General features: G+C 68.8%; 14 protein-coding genes. 4 read left to right on the top strand and 10 right to left on the bottom strand.

The window, feature by feature from the left end; all coding sequences use genetic code 11:
• Positions 1-76 precede the first annotated feature (76 nt).
• From BLT78_RS13025 to BLT78_RS13005, 5 genes are all read right to left on the bottom strand, one after another.
• Complete coding sequence (locus BLT78_RS13025) at positions 77-778, bottom strand: ABC transporter ATP-binding protein (RefSeq protein ID WP_090349376.1); 702 nt, start codon at positions 776-778, stop codon at positions 77-79.
• A 3-nt stretch (positions 779-781) separates the two neighbouring features.
• Positions 782-1,549 (bottom strand): high-affinity branched-chain amino acid ABC transporter ATP-binding protein LivG, encoded by a 768-nt coding sequence (gene livG, locus BLT78_RS13020; RefSeq protein ID WP_090349375.1) that lies wholly within the window; start codon positions 1,547-1,549, stop codon positions 782-784.
• Entirely contained in the window at positions 1,546-2,817 is a 1,272-nt protein-coding gene (locus BLT78_RS13015; RefSeq protein ID WP_090349374.1) for a high-affinity branched-chain amino acid ABC transporter permease LivM, read from the bottom strand. The genes livG and BLT78_RS13015 overlap by 4 nt, the downstream gene beginning before the upstream one ends.
• Positions 2,814-3,737, bottom strand: coding sequence for a high-affinity branched-chain amino acid ABC transporter permease LivH (gene livH, locus BLT78_RS13010; RefSeq protein ID WP_090349373.1), 924 nt, complete (start codon positions 3,735-3,737; stop codon positions 2,814-2,816). The genes BLT78_RS13015 and livH overlap by 4 nt, the downstream gene beginning before the upstream one ends.
• A 222-nt stretch (positions 3,738-3,959) precedes the next feature.
• Positions 3,960-5,084 carry a branched-chain amino acid ABC transporter substrate-binding protein gene (locus BLT78_RS13005; protein WP_090349372.1) on the bottom strand — a complete coding sequence of 375 codons (1,125 nt, stop codon included), beginning with the start codon at positions 5,082-5,084 and terminating at the stop codon, positions 3,960-3,962.
• A 220-nt stretch (positions 5,085-5,304) separates the two neighbouring features.
• On the opposite strand from BLT78_RS13005, the gene BLT78_RS13000 reads away from it, so the two are divergent.
• Together BLT78_RS13000 and BLT78_RS12995 are read left to right on the top strand one after the other, a co-directional pair.
• Complete coding sequence (locus tag BLT78_RS13000) at positions 5,305-5,631, top strand: DUF2288 domain-containing protein (protein ID WP_090349371.1); 327 nt, start codon at positions 5,305-5,307, stop codon at positions 5,629-5,631.
• A gap of 72 nt (positions 5,632-5,703) precedes the next feature.
• Positions 5,704-6,069: a DUF5064 family protein gene (locus tag BLT78_RS12995; RefSeq protein ID WP_090349370.1), complete on the top strand. Its 366-nt coding sequence runs from the start codon at positions 5,704-5,706 to the stop codon at positions 6,067-6,069.
• A gap of 6 nt (positions 6,070-6,075) precedes the next feature.
• Here BLT78_RS12995 and phnE read toward each other — a convergent pair whose 3' ends face one another.
• From phnE to BLT78_RS12975, 4 genes are read right to left on the bottom strand one after another with little or no spacing between them, the layout of a single operon-like run.
• Positions 6,076-6,843, bottom strand: a complete 768-nt coding sequence (phnE, locus tag BLT78_RS12990) for a phosphonate ABC transporter, permease protein PhnE (RefSeq protein WP_090349369.1) — start codon at positions 6,841-6,843, stop codon at positions 6,076-6,078.
• The gene (locus BLT78_RS12985) at positions 6,840-7,670 is read right to left on the bottom strand and encodes a PhnE/PtxC family ABC transporter permease (RefSeq protein WP_090349368.1); all 831 of its coding nucleotides are present in this window, start codon (positions 7,668-7,670) and stop codon (positions 6,840-6,842) included. The genes phnE and BLT78_RS12985 overlap by 4 nt, the downstream gene beginning before the upstream one ends.
• The gene (locus BLT78_RS12980; RefSeq protein ID WP_090349367.1) at positions 7,664-8,470 is read right to left on the bottom strand and encodes a phosphonate ABC transporter ATP-binding protein; all 807 of its coding nucleotides are present in this window, start codon (positions 8,468-8,470) and stop codon (positions 7,664-7,666) included. Before BLT78_RS12980 ends, BLT78_RS12985 begins: the two co-directional genes overlap by 7 nt.
• Entirely contained in the window at positions 8,467-9,318 is an 852-nt protein-coding gene (locus tag BLT78_RS12975; protein WP_090349366.1) for a putative selenate ABC transporter substrate-binding protein, read from the bottom strand. The genes BLT78_RS12980 and BLT78_RS12975 overlap by 4 nt, the downstream gene beginning before the upstream one ends.
• Before the next feature lie 121 nt (positions 9,319-9,439).
• Here BLT78_RS12975 and BLT78_RS12970 point away from each other — a divergent pair, with 121 nt between their 5' ends.
• Both BLT78_RS12970 and BLT78_RS12965 read left to right on the top strand, forming a co-directional pair.
• On the top strand, positions 9,440-10,330 hold the full coding sequence (locus BLT78_RS12970) for an NAD(P)-dependent oxidoreductase (RefSeq protein WP_090349365.1): 891 nt from the start codon (positions 9,440-9,442) through the stop codon (positions 10,328-10,330).
• Positions 10,327-11,124: a hydroxypyruvate isomerase family protein gene (locus BLT78_RS12965; protein ID WP_090349364.1), complete on the top strand. Its 798-nt coding sequence runs from the start codon at positions 10,327-10,329 to the stop codon at positions 11,122-11,124. The genes BLT78_RS12970 and BLT78_RS12965 overlap by 4 nt, the downstream gene beginning before the upstream one ends.
• Before the next feature lie 162 nt (positions 11,125-11,286).
• Here the strand turns inward: BLT78_RS12965 and rapA are convergent, their stop codons facing one another.
• Complete coding sequence (gene rapA, locus BLT78_RS12960; RefSeq protein ID WP_090349363.1) at positions 11,287-14,136, bottom strand: RNA polymerase-associated protein RapA; 2,850 nt, start codon at positions 14,134-14,136, stop codon at positions 11,287-11,289.
• Between the last annotated feature and the right edge of the window lie 49 nt (positions 14,137-14,185).

Genomic DNA, 14,185 nt, shown 5'->3' with positions numbered 1-14,185 from the left:
CTGTGGTGCGCGCGGTGCACCCTACAGCACGAGCGCGGCCCGAGCGTAGGGTGCGCCGCGCGCACCTTCTGGATCGTCAGCCGCCCAGGTAGGCCTTGCGCACCTCCGGATTGGCCAGCAGTGCCTCGCCGCTGTCCTGCAGGACGATGCGGCCGTTCTCCAGCACGTAGCCGCGGTCGGCCAGCCGCAGCGCCTGGTTGGCGTTCTGCTCGACCAGGAACACGGTGACGCCGTCCTTGCGCAGCTGTTCGATGATGTCGAAGATCTGCTGGATGATGATCGGCGCCAGGCCCAGCGACGGCTCGTCGAGCAGCAGCAGGCGCGGCTTGCTCATCAGCGCGCGACCGATGGCGAGCATCTGCTGCTCGCCGCCGGACATGGTGCCGGCGCGCTGGGCAAAGCGCTCCTTGAGGCGCGGGAACAGGCCGAGCACCTTGTCCATCTGCTCCTGGTAGTCATCCTTGCTGCTGAAGAAGCCGCCCATGGCCAGGTTCTCCTCCACCGTCAGGCGGGCGAACACCCGCCGCCCTTCGGGGACGATGGCGATGCTCTTGCGCATGATGTGGCAGGAATCCTGGCCGACCAGCTCCTCGCCGAGGTAGCGGATGCTGCCGCTGGCGGCGCGCGGGCTGCCGCACAGGGTCATCAGCAGGGTGGACTTGCCGGCGCCGTTGGCGCCGATCAGGGTGACGATCTCGCCCTTCTGCACCTCGAGGCTGACCCCGTGCAGCGCCTGGATCTTGCCGTAGAAGGTGGAGACGTTCTCGAATCTCAACATGGTTCAGGCTTCCCCCAGATAGGCCTTGATCACGTCCGGGTTGCTGCGGATCTGCTCCGGCGTGCCGTCCGCCAGGGGGGTGCCCTGGTTGATCACGTAGATGTGGTCGGAAATGCTCATCACCAGATGCATGTCGTGCTCGATCAGCAGCACGGTGACGCCGTGCTCGTCGCGCAGCACGCCGATCAGCTGCTTGAGCTCTTCGGTCTCGCGCGGGTTGAGGCCGGCGGCCGGCTCGTCGAGCATCAACAGCTGCGGGCGGGTCATCATGCAGCGGGCGATTTCCAGGCGGCGCTGCTGGCCGTAGGCCAGGGTGCCGGCCGGACGGTTGGCCACCTCGAGCAGGTCGACGCGCTCCAGCCAGTGCGCGGCGAAGTCCATGGCCTCGCGTTCGCTGCGGCGAAACGCCGGGGTTTTCAGCAGGCCGGCGAGGAAGTTGGTGTTGAGGTGGCGATGCTGGGCGATCAGCAGGTTCTCCACCGCGGTCATGTCCTTGAACAGGCGGACGTTCTGGAAGGTGCGCACCACGCCCTTGCGGGCGATCTGGTGGCCGGGCAGGCCCTGGATCGCCTCGTCGCGCAGCTTGATGCTGCCGCCGGTGGGCTGGTAGAAGCCGGTCAGGCAGTTGAACACCGTGGTCTTGCCGGCACCGTTGGGGCCGATCATCGACACCACCTGTTTCTCCTGGACGTCGAGGGCCACGCCGTTGACCGCCAGCAGGCCGCCGAAACGCATGGACAGGTCGCGGACTTCAAGCAGGGAGCGGCTCATTGACGTACCTCCAGGTGCGGACGCTGCATCGGCAGCAGGCCTTGCGGCCGCCAGATCATCATCAGCACCATCAGGGCACCGAACATCAGCATGCGGTATTCGTTGAATTCACGGGCCAGCTCGGGCAGCAGGATCATCACCACCGCGGCGAGGATCACGCCGAGCTGCGAGCCCATGCCGCCGAGCACGACGATGGCGAGGATGATCGCCGACTCGATGAAGGTGAACGACTCGGGGCTGACCAGACCCTGGCGCGCGGCGAAGAAGCTGCCGGCGAAACCGGCGAAGCAGGCGCCGAGGGTGAATGCCGACAGCTTGATCAGCGTCGGGTTGAGGCCCAGCGCGCGGCAGGCGATCTCGTCCTCACGCAGGGCTTCCCAGGCGCGGCCGAGCGGCATGCGCAGCAGGCGGTTGATCACGAACAGGGTGAGCAGCACCAGCAGCAGGGCGATCAGGTAGAGGAAGATCACCTTGTAGTTGGAGTTGTAGGCGATGCCGAAGAACTCGTGGAAGGTCTGCATGCCCTCCGGCGCGCGGCGATCGAAGCTGAGGCCGAACAGGGTCGGCTTGTCGATGCCGCTGATGCCGTTGGGGCCGCCGGTCAGCCAGGTCATGTTGCGCAGCAGGATGCGGATGATCTCGCCGAAGCCCAGGGTGACGATGGCCAGGTAGTCTCCGCGCAGGCGCAGCACCGGGAAGCCGAGCAGGAAGCCGAACAGCGCGGCCATCGCCCCGGCGATCGGCAGGCATTCCCAGAAACCCAGACCGTAGTAGTGCGACAGCAGAGCGTAGCTGTAGGCGCCCACGGCGTAGAAGCCGACGTAGCCCAGATCAAGCAGCCCGGCGAGGCCGACCACGATGTTCAGGCCGAGGCCGAGCATCACGTAGATCAGGATCAGGGTGGCGATGTCCACCGCGCCGCGCGAGGCGAAGAACGGCCAGATCAGGCCGACCACCACCAGGCCGAGCACCACCCAGAGCTGGGCCTTGGGCTGGGTGAGGAAGTTGCCGGCGCCGCTGGGCAGGCTGGGCAGGCGCGGCGCGCCGGCGCAGGCGGCGGCGAAGCGATCGCGCAGCAGTTGCCAGACGAACATGGCCAGCGCGCAGGCGGCGATGGTCCACAGGGTGGCCGCGCTGGCGCCGTGCACTTCGACGCGCACGCCGACGGTGGTCAGCTTGAGGCCGAGCACCGGATAGGCCACCGCCAGCACCAGCAGGGCGCTGAAGAAGGCCGTCTTGAGATTCTTGCCAGTAGTCGAGTGGTTCATACCTTTTCCACCTCCGGGCGGCCGAGGATGCCGGTGGGGCGGAACAGCAGCACCAGCACCAGCAGGCCGAAGGCCACCACGTCCTTGTACTGGTCGCCGAAGAAGTCGGCGCCGAACGCTTCGGCCACGCCGAGCAGCAGGCCGCCGAGCATGGCGCCGGGGATGCTGCCGATGCCGCCGAGCACGGCGGCGGTGAACGCCTTGATGCCGGCGAGGAAGCCGATGTGCGGGTTGATCACGCCGTACTGCATGCCCAGCAGCACCGCCGCCACCGCGGCCAGGGCGGCGCCGATGACGAAGGTCAGGGCGATGATGCGGTTGCTGTCGATGCCCAGCAGGTTGGTCATCTTGATGTCCTCGGCACAGGCGCGGCAGGCGCGGCCGAGACGCGAGCGGGAGATGAACAGGGTCAGACCGAGCATGGTCGCCAGGGTGACGACGAAGATCAGTACCTGCATGTAGGAGATCACCACACCGCTCATGGTGCTTTCGCCGAACACGAAGTTGCCCGGCAGCAGGTTGGGGATGGCCTTGTCCTTGGAGTCCTGGGCCAGAAGCACTTGGTTCTGCAGGAAGATCGACATGCCGATCGCCGAGATCAGCGGGATCAGCCGGTTGCTGCCGCGCAGCGGGCGGTAGGCGACTCGCTCGATGCTGTAGCCGTAGGCGCTGGTGACGATGATGCTGGCGGCGAAGGCGGCGAACATCACCAGCGGCAGGCTGTCCAACCCCAGCAGGCCGAGACCGGCGATGGCGATGAAGGCCACGTAGGAGCCGATCATGTACACCTCGCCGTGGGCGAAGTTGATCATGCCGATGATGCCGTAGACCATGGTGTAGCCGATGGCGATCAGGGCATAGGTGCTGCCGACCGTGAGGCCGTTCACCAGTTGTTGCAGGTAGTGGTAGAGCTCGGGCATGACGCCTCTCCTGAGGATCTTCGCGCGGGTGTGACGGGTGCGTGCGAGCCTCGGCCGCTGGCCGATCCGGTGGTCCATGCGTCCGGAGCTTTGCCTACACCAGGTCGTACGGGCCGGTTGGCCGGCCGCGCAGAGATCGGATCCTGCAGCCACCGGCGGGATCCGCCGCCGGTGCTGCCTGGGGGTGTCGCGGCCGGGTAGGTGCCCGGCCGGACGGTTTCGTTACTTCGCCAGGGTCTTGCTGCCGTCGGCGTGCCACTCGTAGACCACGAAGCTGAAGTCCTTCAGGTCGCCCTTCTCGTCGAAGGCGAGCGCCCCGGTGGGGGTCTCGAAGGTATTGCTGCGCAGGGCCTCGGCTACCTTCACCGGGTCGGTGCTGTCGGTCTTGTCGATGCTCTCGGCGATCACCTGCACGGCGGCGTAGGACGGGAACACGAACGGGCCGGACGGATCCTGCTTCTTGGCCTTGAACGCCTCGACCAGCGCCTGGTTCTTCGGATCCTGATCGAAGGACTTCGGCAGGGTCACCAGCATGCCTTCGGAGGCCGGGCCGGCGAGGGCGGAGATTTCCGAGTTGCCGACGCCTTCCGGTCCCATGAAGCGCACCTTCAGGCCCTTCTCGGCGCTCTGGCGCATCAGCAGGGCGAGCTCCGGGTGGTAGCCGCCGTAGTAGACGAAGTCGACGCCGGCCTGCTTGAGCTTGGCGATCAGCGAGGAGAAGTCCTTGTCGCCGCTGTTGATGCCTTCGAACAGGCCGACCTTGACGCCGCCCTGCTCCAGGGTCTGCTTGACCGCGGTGGCGATGCCTTCGCCGTACTGCTGCTTGTCGTGGATCACCGCGACGTTGGCCGGTTTGATCGTCTCGGCGATGAACTTGCCGGCGGTGGGGCCCTGCAGGCTGTCCAGGCCGATGGTGCGGAAGATCATCTGGTAGCCGCGCGCGGTGATGTCCGGGCTGGTGGCGGCCGGGCTGATCATCAGGATGCCTTCGTCCTCGTAGATGTCGGACGCCGGCTGGGTGGAGCTGGAGCAGAGGTGGCCGACGACGAAGGAGATGCCGTCGTTGACGATCTTGTTGGCCACCGCCACGGCCTGCTTGGGATCGCAGGCATCGTCGTAGTGCACGCCTTCGAGCTTCTGGCCGTTGACCCCGCCGGCCTTGTTGATCTGCTCGATGGCCATTTCCGCGCCGACGAACTGCATCTCGCCGTACTGGGCGACCGGGCCGGTGATCGGGCCGGCGATGGCGATCTTGATGGTGTCGTCGGCAGCCAAGCTGTGGCTGGCCACTCCGGCCAGGGCCATGGCGGCGAACAGGCGGGAAAGCTTCCCTGTGACTTTGCTCATAAATGCTCCACTGTTGTCTTCGTTTTATGTGGTGCAGACCGGGGCTCAGCCGCCAATCTGCAACAAGCTTCTGATCCCGCGCCTAAGTTGCCGTGTCAGAACGCAAAAAGCCAGTACCCGGCGGCGTCCCGACATTTTGCGCTGCATGACAGCCGAGAGTGAAGGCTTGCCTGCCGATTGACTGGCGCTATCATGGCGCCCCCGATAGAAGGTGATCCCCATGTCTGCTCCTACTTCAGAACCTAGCACTCTCTATACCAAGCTGCTCGGCGAAACAGCGGCGATTTCCTGGCAGGAACTGCAACCGTTCTTCGCGCGCGGCGCCGTGCTGCGCGTGGAGGGCACTCTGGATCTGGTCGGGGTCGCCGAGGCTCTGGCCGAGGACGACAAGCGCAGGATCGCCCAGTGGCTGGCCAGCGGCGAACTGCGCAAGCTGGAAGTGCTGGATGCCGAGGATTACCTGGCGCGCGATCCGCAGCTGTGGGCCGTGGTGGTGGCGCCCTGGGTGCTGGTCCAGGAGCGCGTGGCGGCGCCTGCCCTGCACTGATCGGGTGCGGCACGGGCGCATGGATGGGGCTGGTCTAGACTGTCAGCAGTTTCCGCCACGAGGAGTGACGCCATGTTCGAGCCCGGCCATGTACACGTCTCCAACCCGGTCGCTGCCCTGGGCCTGCCGACCTACAACGTCGATCTCTATTACGAGGTGCGCCCGGGCTCCAAGGCGGGGCCGGTGGTGCACTTCCGCATGGTCGGCGAGATCGATGGCAAGGCTTTCGAGGAAGCCTTCGAGATGTCCCATGACACCGCATTCAACTTCGCGGGCGCCATCGGCAAGGTCGTGGCCCGGCACGGGATGCCGCCCAACCACAGCCCGGTCGTGCGTCATCACAAGGAGTTCGATGCCACCTTCGAGGATCTGCGCGGCAAGCTCAGGGCGGCGGTCGGCGGGCCGCTGAGCGCCCACGACCCGAACGCGGACCTCTGACGGAGGTCAGTGACTGACCCAGCGCTGGCGCGCCCAGCCGCTCAGTGCGTCCACCGCCAGCACCAGCAGCAGCATGGCGAGGATCACCGTGGCGGCCTGGGCCTGCTGGAACAGGCTGAGGCTGACGTAGAGCATCTGCCCGAGGCCGCCGGCGCCGACGAAGCCGAGCACGCTGGCCATGCGGATGTTGTTCTCCCAGCGGTACAGCATGTAGGCGACCAGTTGCGGCCAGACCCCGGGCAGGGTGCCGTAGACGAAGGCCGTCACCCGGCCGCCACCGGCCAGGCGGATCGCCTCGGCCGGTTCGCTCGGGGTGTTCTCCAGCGCCTCGGCGAACAGCCGGCCGAGCACGCCGGCGGTGTGCAGGGCCAGCGCCAGGGTGCCCGCGTTGGGGCCGAGGCCGGCGGCCAGCACCATCAGCGCCGCCCACACCAGTTCCGGAATCGAGCGCAGGGCGTTGAGCAGCAGCCGCGCCAGGGCTCCGGCGACGGAGCCGAAGCGCCCGGCGGCCGGCAGCGCCAGCAGCAGGCCGAGCAGCGCCGCGAGCAGGGTGCCCAGCGCCGACATGGCCAGGGTTTCCAGGCTGGCGCGGCCGATGGCGGCGAGGTGCGCGCCGGAGAGGTCGGGGGGGAAGAAACCGGCGGCGTAGTCGGCCATCAGCGCCAGGCTGCGCGCACTGGTCAGTCCCGAGAAATCCAGGCCGAGGCCGATGAAGGACGCGGCGACCGCCAGCAGGATCGCCAGCAGCAGGCCGTAGTTGAACGCGCGCTTCATGTCAGGCGGCTCCGCAGCAGGCGGCTGAGCTGGTCGGCGAGCAGCACCAGGGCGAAGAAGGTCAGCAGCATGCTGGCCACCTCGCCGCCGGCGAACATGCGCAGCGACAGGTCGATCTGCTGGCCGAGGCCGCCGGCGCCGACGAAGCCCATCACCACCGAGGCGCGGATCGCGCACTCCCAGCGGTACACCGTGTAGGACAGCATCTCCGCCGCCGCGTTGGGCAGCACACCGTAGGCGAACGCCGCCAGGCGCGGGCTGCCGGCGGCGAGCAGGGCGCGCGCCGGGCGCGGGTCGACCGACTCGCAGATCTCCGCGTAGACCTTGCCGAGCATGCCGCCGTAGGTGATGGCGATGGCCAGCACGCCGGCGGTGGGACCGAGGCCGACGGCACGGACGAACAGCAGCGCCCAGACGATCTCCGGGATGCTGCGCAGCACGATCAGCAGCAGGCGCACCGGCCAGCGCAGCGCGCTGGCCCACCAGCGCGGGCGTCCGCCGCGGGCCACGGCCGATACCGACAGCACGCGGGTGGCGGCGAGTGCGCAGGGCACGGCGAGCAGCCAGGCCAGGGCCATGCCGGCGGTGGCGATGGCCAAGGTTTCCAGGGTGGCGCGGCCGAGCATGACGAGGAACTCGCCGTTGTGCGCCGGCGGCCAGAAGGCGGCGACGAAGCTGCCCATGGTCGCGGCGTTGTCGCCGTCGAGCAGCACGCCGAGGCTCAGCTCGCTGAGCTGGATGCCGGGCCACAGCAGGGCCAGCGCCAGAAGGGTCAGCAGCAGGCGCGGCAGGGCGGCGGGGTCGCGCGGTGTGCCGGTGCTCAGCATCGCGGGATGGTCACCAGCTGAGGGGGCGCTACCGGCGATGCGGGGTGGGACTGCTCCAGCTGCTCGTTGGCGTACAGGGCGTCCAGCGCTTGCGGGGTCACCGCGTGGGTGGGCAGGTCGAAGGCGATGCGCCCGTCGCGCACGCCGACGATGCGCGGGAAGTGGTTGAGCGCCAGCTCCACCGCATGCAGGCTGGCCAGCAGGGTGACGCCGCGGGCCTCTGCCTCGCGGGTGAGCACGCCGAGGGTATGGCCGGCCAGCACCGGGTCCATGGCCGACACCGGCTCGTCGGCGAGGATCAGCTCGGCCTGCTGGTAGAGCACGCGGGCGATGCCGACGCGCTGCAGCTGGCCGCCGGAGAGCTGGTCGCAGCGCTCGAACAGCTTGTCGGCCAGATCGAGGCGGGCGAGGGCTTCGCGGGCACCGGCCGGGTCGAGCGGATGCAGCAGGTTGAGCAGGCCCTTCCACAGCGGCCACTGGCCGAGGCGGCCGGCGCTCACCGCGGTGACCACCCGCTGGCGCGGCGGCAGCGGCGGGCTCTGGTGGATCAGGCCGAGGCGCGCGCGCAGACGTTTGCGCGCTGCAGCGGGCAACTGCCAGGGCTCGCCGCCGAGCAGCTGCAGACGGCCCTCGGACGGTTGCAGGCTGGTGGCCAGCAGACGCAGCAGGGTGGTCTTGCCCGCCCCGGACGGCCCGATGATGGCCAGCCGCTCGCCGCGGCTGACCGTCAGATCGACTTCCTGCAGGGCGCGCCGACCGTTGGCGTGGGTCAGGCCCACGCCGGTCAGGCGGATGCTCACTTCAGCAGGCCGGCGGCGCGGGCGGCTTCCTCGATGCCGGCGTAGTTTTCCGGTTGGGTCTCGATGAAGCGGCTGGCGGCCTGCAGGTCGAGGATCGCCTTGTGCTCCGGGTTGGCCGGGTCGAGGGCGAGGAAGGCCTGCTTGATCTTCGCGGTCAGCGCCGGATCCAGAGTGCCGCGCACGGTCCAGTTGTAGTCGTAGTAGGTCGGGGTGGTGGCGAACACGTGCACCTTGGCGGTGTCGACCTTGCCGGCGGCGACAAGTTTGTCCCACACCGAGGCGTTCAGCACGCCGGCGTCGACCTTGCCGGCCTGTACCCAGGCGACGGTGGCGTCGTGCGCGCCGGAGAAGGCCACGCGGGAGAAGAACTGCTCGGGAACGATGCCGTCCTTCTGCATGAAGTAGCGCGGCATCAGGCTGCCGGAGGTGGAGGACACCGAGCCGAAGGCGAAGGTCTTGCCCTTGAGGTCCTGCAGCGACTTCACCGCCGGATCGGCGCTGATGAACTTGCTGGTGAACTTCTCGTCCTGCTCGCGCTGTACCAGCGGGATGGCGTTGCCGGTCTTCAGACGGGTCTGCACGAAGGTGAAGCCGCCCAGCCAGGCCAGGTCGACACGGTCGGCGGCGATGCCTTCGACCACCGCGGCGTAGTCGGCCACCGGGACGAACTCGACCGGCATGCCGAGCTCCTTCTCCAAGTAGGCGCCAAGCGGCTTGAACTTGCGCAGCAGCTCGGTGGGGGCCTCGTCGGGAATGGCGGAAACCTTGAGGACGTCGGCGGCGTTGGCCACCACGGCGGAAACGGACAGGGCAATGCCGGCGGCCAGCGCCAGGGTACGCTTGAGCATGGGAGTTCTCCGGTTCAATAGCGGAAAAAACGGCTGTGAGTATAGGGGATCGCTGGTCGAATGTCGGTGCGGCGCCCCAGGGGGTTAAAATGGCGGCCTCTTATACCGACTGGAGTCCGCGATGTCGACCCCGCCTTCCCTGGCCTTTGCCGGCATCGGCCTGATGGGCCTGCCGATGAGCCGCCGCCTGTTGGCCGCCGGCTTCCCCCTGAGCGTGTGGAACCGCAACCCGGGCAAGTGCGAGGCGCTGGTGGATGCCGGCGCGCAGCTGGTGGTGCGTCCGGGCGACCTGTGCCGCGAGGCGGACATCGTCATGCTCTGCCTGGCCGACACCGGAGCGGTGCGCGAGGTGGTGTTCGGGCCGGGCGGCATCGCCGAGAGCGGCCTGCCGGGGCAACTGCTGGTGGACTTCTCCAGCTCCGACCCGGCGGCCACCCGCGAGATGGCCATCGAGCTGGAGGAGCGTTGCGGCATGCGCTGGGTGGATGCGCCGGTGTCCGGCGGCACCCCGGGCGCCGAGGCCGGCACGCTGGCGATCATGGCCGGCGGCGCGGCGGACGACATCGAGCGCCTGCGGCCGATCCTCGCCCACCTCGGCCAGCGCGTGACGCGCATGGGCGAGGTCGGCGCCGGCCAGGTGAGCAAGGTGTGCAACCAGATGATCGTCGCCTGCAACGCCCTGGTGATCGCCGAGGTGGTGGCGCTGGCCGAGCAGGCCGGGGTGGACGCCAGTCTGCTGGCGCCGGCGCTGGCCGGCGGTTTCGCCGACTCGAAGCCGTTGCAGATCCTCGCCCCGCAGATGGCCGAGAGCCGTTTCGAGCCGATCAAGTGGCACGTGCGTACCCTGCTCAAGGATCTCGACACCGCGGTCAAGCTGTCGCGCGAGCAGGGCTCGGCTACGCCGATGAGCGGCCTGGCGGCGCAGCTGATGCGCCTGCACGGCAGCCAGGGCAACCTCGAACGTGATCCGGCGACCCTGGTCGAGATGTTCCGCCAGGAGGAGCAGGCATGAAGCTCGCCGCCAACCTGTCGCTGCTGTTCACCGAGTTGCCGCTGCGCGAGCGCATCCCGGCGGCGGCCGAGGCCGGCTTCGCCGGGGTGGAGATCCAGTTTCCCTACGAGCTGGCCGCGCATGAGCTGAAGGCCGCGCTGAAGGACGCCCGGTTGCCGCTGGTGCTGATCAACCTGCCCGCCGGCGACCTGATGAGCGGCGGACCGGGATTGGCCGCGGTGCCCGAGCGCCAGGCCGAGTTCGACGCGGCGCTGGCCCAGGCGCTGGTCTACGCCGCCAGCGTGCGCCCGCAGTTCGTCAACGTGCTGCCCGGACGATTGGCCGAGCACGTGGAGCGCGAGGCGGCGCTGGCCACCCTGGTCGGCAACCTGCGGCGCAGCGCCGAAGCCTTCGCGCCGCTGGGCGTCCGCGTGCTGGCCGAGGCGATCAATCCGATCGACATGCCGGGCTTCCTGATCAATACCCCGGACGACCTCAACCTGCTGGTCGAGGCGGTGGATCATCCCAATTTCGCCGCCCAGCTCGATCTCTACCACATGGCTCGCCAGGGGCTGGATCTGTCGGCGTCTATCGCCGCCCTGGGCGGGCGCATCGGCCATGTGCAGTTCGCCGACTGCCCGGGGCGTGGTGCGCCGGGCAGCGGCAGCGTCGACTTTGCCGCTGCGCTGGCGGCGCTCGGCGAGGCGGGCTACGCAGGCTGGCTGGCGGCCGAGTATCGGCCGGGAGAGGCGGGTAGCGCGGCCAGCCTGGAGTGGCTGGCGCAGTGGCAAGAGGCCGCTGCGGAGCGGAAGTGACGCGCCGGGGTAGGGTGGACGACTCGCGCAACGATTGTCCACCACCCGGCCTCGGCGCGCAGAGCGGGTAGAAAATCGCTACGCGAGTTTTCTACCCTACGATGGCCGGCCTTGGCATGGGTTGGGCAACCGCGCAGCGCTGCCCATCTTCCCGTCGCCGGCTCAGCCGGCGACCAGCACGCGGATCGCCTCCAGGCGCAGGGCGGCCTTGTCGAACAGGGCGATGCCCTGCTCGCGCTGCTTGCGCAGGCTGTCCAGCTCGCTGTCGCGCACGCTGGGGTTGACCGCGCGCAGGGCCTCCAGGCGCGCCAGCTCTTCTTCCTGCTCGGCGGCGAAGCGGCGGGCCGCCTCGCTCACCCGCTCGGCGTGTTGCGGGGCGACCTTGGCCTCACCCTTGGCGATCAGCTTGGCCAGCACGTCGCGCTGGGCCTGGATGAACTTGTTGGCGCTGATGCGCGGCACGCTTTCCAGCTGGTCGTGCAGGGTCTCGAAGCTGACCCGCGCGGCGAGGTCGTTGCCGTTGGCGTCGAGCAGGCAGCGCAGCGCCGCCGGCGGCAGGTAGCGGCCCAGCTGCAGGCCGCGCGGCGCCACCACCTCACTGACGTAGAGCAGTTCGAGCAGCACCGTGCCGGGCTTGAGCGCCTTGTTCTTGATGATCGCCACCGAGGTGTTGCCCATCGAGCCGGACAGCACCAGATCCATGCCGCCCTGCACCATCGGATGTTCCCAGGTGAGGAACTGCATGTCCTCGCGGGCCAGCGCCTGGTTTCGGTCGTAGGTGACGGTGACGCCCTCGTCGTTGCCGAGCGGGAAGCCGGCGTCGAGCATCTTCTCGCTGGGCTTGAGGATCAGCGCGTTCTCCGAGTGGTCCTCGCTGTCGATGCCGAAGGCGTTGAACAGTTCCTCCATGTAGATCGGCAGGGCGAACTCCTCGTCCTGCTCGAGGATCGCCGCTACCAGCGCCTCGCCCTCGCCGGCGCCGCCGGAATTGAGCTCCAGCAGGCGGTCGCGGCCCTGGTGCAGCTCGGCCTCCAGCGCCTCGCGGGCGGCGCGGCCTTCGGCCAGCAGTTGCTCCCACGCGCCGTCGTCGCCGCCTTCCAGCAGCGGCAGCAGGCGCGGGCCGAACTGCTGCTGCAGGGCGTTGCCGGTCGGGCAGGTATTGAGGAAGGCATTCAGGCCCTGGTGGTACCAGTGGAACAGGCGCTCCTGGGCGCTGTTCTCCAGGTAGGGCACGTGCAGCTGGATGGTGTGACGCTGACCGATGCGGTCGAGGCGGCCGATGCGCTGCTCGAGCAGGTCGGGGTGGGCCGGCAGGTCGAACAGCGCCAGGTGGTGGGCGAACTGGAAGTTGCGGCCCTCGCTGCCGATCTCCGAGCAGATCAGCACCTGGGCGCCGAACTCCTCGTCGGCGAAGAAGGCGGCGGCGCGGTCGCGCTCGAGGATGCTCATGCCCTCGTGGAACACCGTGGTCGGGATGCCGGAACGCACACGCAGCGCCTCCTCGAGATCGAGGGCGGTCTCCGCGTGGGCGCAGATCACCAGCACCTTGGTCTTCTTCAGCATCTTCAGGGTGTCGATCAGCCACTCGACGCGCGGGTCGAAGCGCCACCAGTGCTGGCTGTCGTCGCTGCCGTCTTCCAGCTGCGCCTGGTAGCCGACTTCCGGATAGAGGTCGGCGTGCTCGCCGACCGGCAGTTCCATGTATTCGGCCGGGCTCGGCAGCGGATAGGGATGCAGCTGGCGCTCGGGGAAGCCCTGCACCGCCGCGCGGGTGTTGCGGAACAGCACGCGGCCGGTACCGTGGCGGTCGAGCAGCTCGCGGATCAGCCGCGCGCGGGCCTCCTCGTCGCCGCCCTCGACGCTGGCCAGCAGGGCATCGCCCTCGCTGCCGAGGAAACCGTGGATGGCGGCGCGGGCCTCCTGAGACAGCTTGCCGTGGTCGAGCAGCTCCTGCACCGCAGCCGCCACCGGCTGGTACTGGGCACTCTCGGCGCGGAAGGCGGCGAGATCGTGGAAACGGTCCGGGTCGAGTAGGCGCAGGCGGGCGAAGTGGCTTTCCAGGCCGAGCTGCTCGGGGGTGGCGGTGAGCAGCAGCACGCCGGGAATGCGCCCGGCCAGCTCCTCGACCAACTGGTACTCGGCGCTGGCGCCTTCCGGATGCCAGACCAGGTGGTGCGCCTCGTCGACCACCAGCAGGTCCCAGCCGGCGTCCAGCACGGCCTGCTGGGCGCGACCGTCGTCACGCAGCCAGTCGAGGGCGACCAGCGCCAGTTGGCAGTCCTCGAAGGGATTGTCGGCGTCGCTCTCGAGGAAGCGCTCGGCGTCGAACAGGGCGACTTCCAGGTTGAAGCGCCGGCGCATCTCCACCAGCCACTGGTGCTGCAGGTTCTCCGGCACCAGGATCAGCGCGCGGCGGGCGCGGCCGGAGAGCAGCTGGCGATGCAGGATCAGACCGGCCTCGATGGTCTTGCCCAGACCCACCTCGTCGGCGAGCAGCACGCGCGGGCTGGCGCGGTCGGCCACCTCGCGGGCGATGTGCAGTTGGTGGGCGATCGGCTGGGCGCGCGCGCCGGACAGGCCCCACAGTGCGGACTGCTGCAGGCGGCTGGCGTGCTGCAGGCTCTGGTAGCGCAGGGCGAACCAGGGCAGCGGGTCGATCTGTCCGGCGAACAGACGGTCGCTGGCCAGGCGGAACTGGATGAAGTTGGACAGCTGGGTTTCCGGCAGCGAGCAGCTTGCGTTGTCGGCGTTGATGCCGTGGTAGACCAGCAGGCCGTCGACATCCTCGACCTCCTGCACGGTCAGCTTCCAGCCCTCGAAGTGGGTGATCTCGTCGCCGGGGGAGAAGCGCACGCGGGTCAGCGGCGCGTTGCGCAGCGCGTACTGGCGGGTATCGCCGGTCGCCGGATAGAGGACGGTGAGCAGGCGGCCGTCCTGTGCGAGGATGGTTCCCAGACCCAGTTCCGCCTCGCTGTCACTGATCCAGCGTTGCCCCGGTTGATACTGCGCCATGCATGTCTCCAGACACGAAAAAGAAAGGCGGGCATTTTAGCGGAAGCGC

Origin of the sequence: Pseudomonas oryzae (genome assembly GCF_900104805.1) — a bacterium.
GTDB lineage: Bacteria > Pseudomonadota > Gammaproteobacteria > Pseudomonadales > Pseudomonadaceae > Geopseudomonas > Geopseudomonas oryzae.
The sequence above is the reverse complement of the archived record's forward strand: the minus strand, read 5'-3'. Positions and strand labels throughout refer to the sequence as shown.

Coding starts and splice junctions, on each gene's coding strand:
- BLT78_RS13025 (WP_090349376.1), bottom strand. CDS start 778: ATGTTGAGATTCGAGAACGTCTCCACCTTCTACGGCAAGATCCAGGCG.
- livG (WP_090349375.1), bottom strand. CDS start 1,549: ATGAGCCGCTCCCTGCTTGAAGTCCGCGACCTGTCCATGCGTTTCGGC.
- BLT78_RS13015 (WP_090349374.1), bottom strand. CDS start 2,817: ATGAACCACTCGACTACTGGCAAGAATCTCAAGACGGCCTTCTTCAGC.
- livH (WP_090349373.1), bottom strand. CDS start 3,737: ATGCCCGAGCTCTACCACTACCTGCAACAACTGGTGAACGGCCTCACG.
- BLT78_RS13005 (WP_090349372.1), bottom strand. CDS start 5,084: ATGAGCAAAGTCACAGGGAAGCTTTCCCGCCTGTTCGCCGCCATGGCC.
- BLT78_RS13000 (WP_090349371.1), top strand. CDS start 5,305: ATGTCTGCTCCTACTTCAGAACCTAGCACTCTCTATACCAAGCTGCTC.
- BLT78_RS12995 (WP_090349370.1), top strand. CDS start 5,704: ATGTTCGAGCCCGGCCATGTACACGTCTCCAACCCGGTCGCTGCCCTG.
- phnE (WP_090349369.1), bottom strand. CDS start 6,843: ATGAAGCGCGCGTTCAACTACGGCCTGCTGCTGGCGATCCTGCTGGCG.
- BLT78_RS12985 (WP_090349368.1), bottom strand. CDS start 7,670: ATGCTGAGCACCGGCACACCGCGCGACCCCGCCGCCCTGCCGCGCCTG.
- BLT78_RS12975 (WP_090349366.1), bottom strand. CDS start 9,318: ATGCTCAAGCGTACCCTGGCGCTGGCCGCCGGCATTGCCCTGTCCGTT.
- BLT78_RS12970 (WP_090349365.1), top strand. CDS start 9,440: ATGTCGACCCCGCCTTCCCTGGCCTTTGCCGGCATCGGCCTGATGGGC.
- BLT78_RS12965 (WP_090349364.1), top strand. CDS start 10,327: ATGAAGCTCGCCGCCAACCTGTCGCTGCTGTTCACCGAGTTGCCGCTG.
- rapA (WP_090349363.1), bottom strand. CDS start 14,136: ATGGCGCAGTATCAACCGGGGCAACGCTGGATCAGTGACAGCGAGGCG.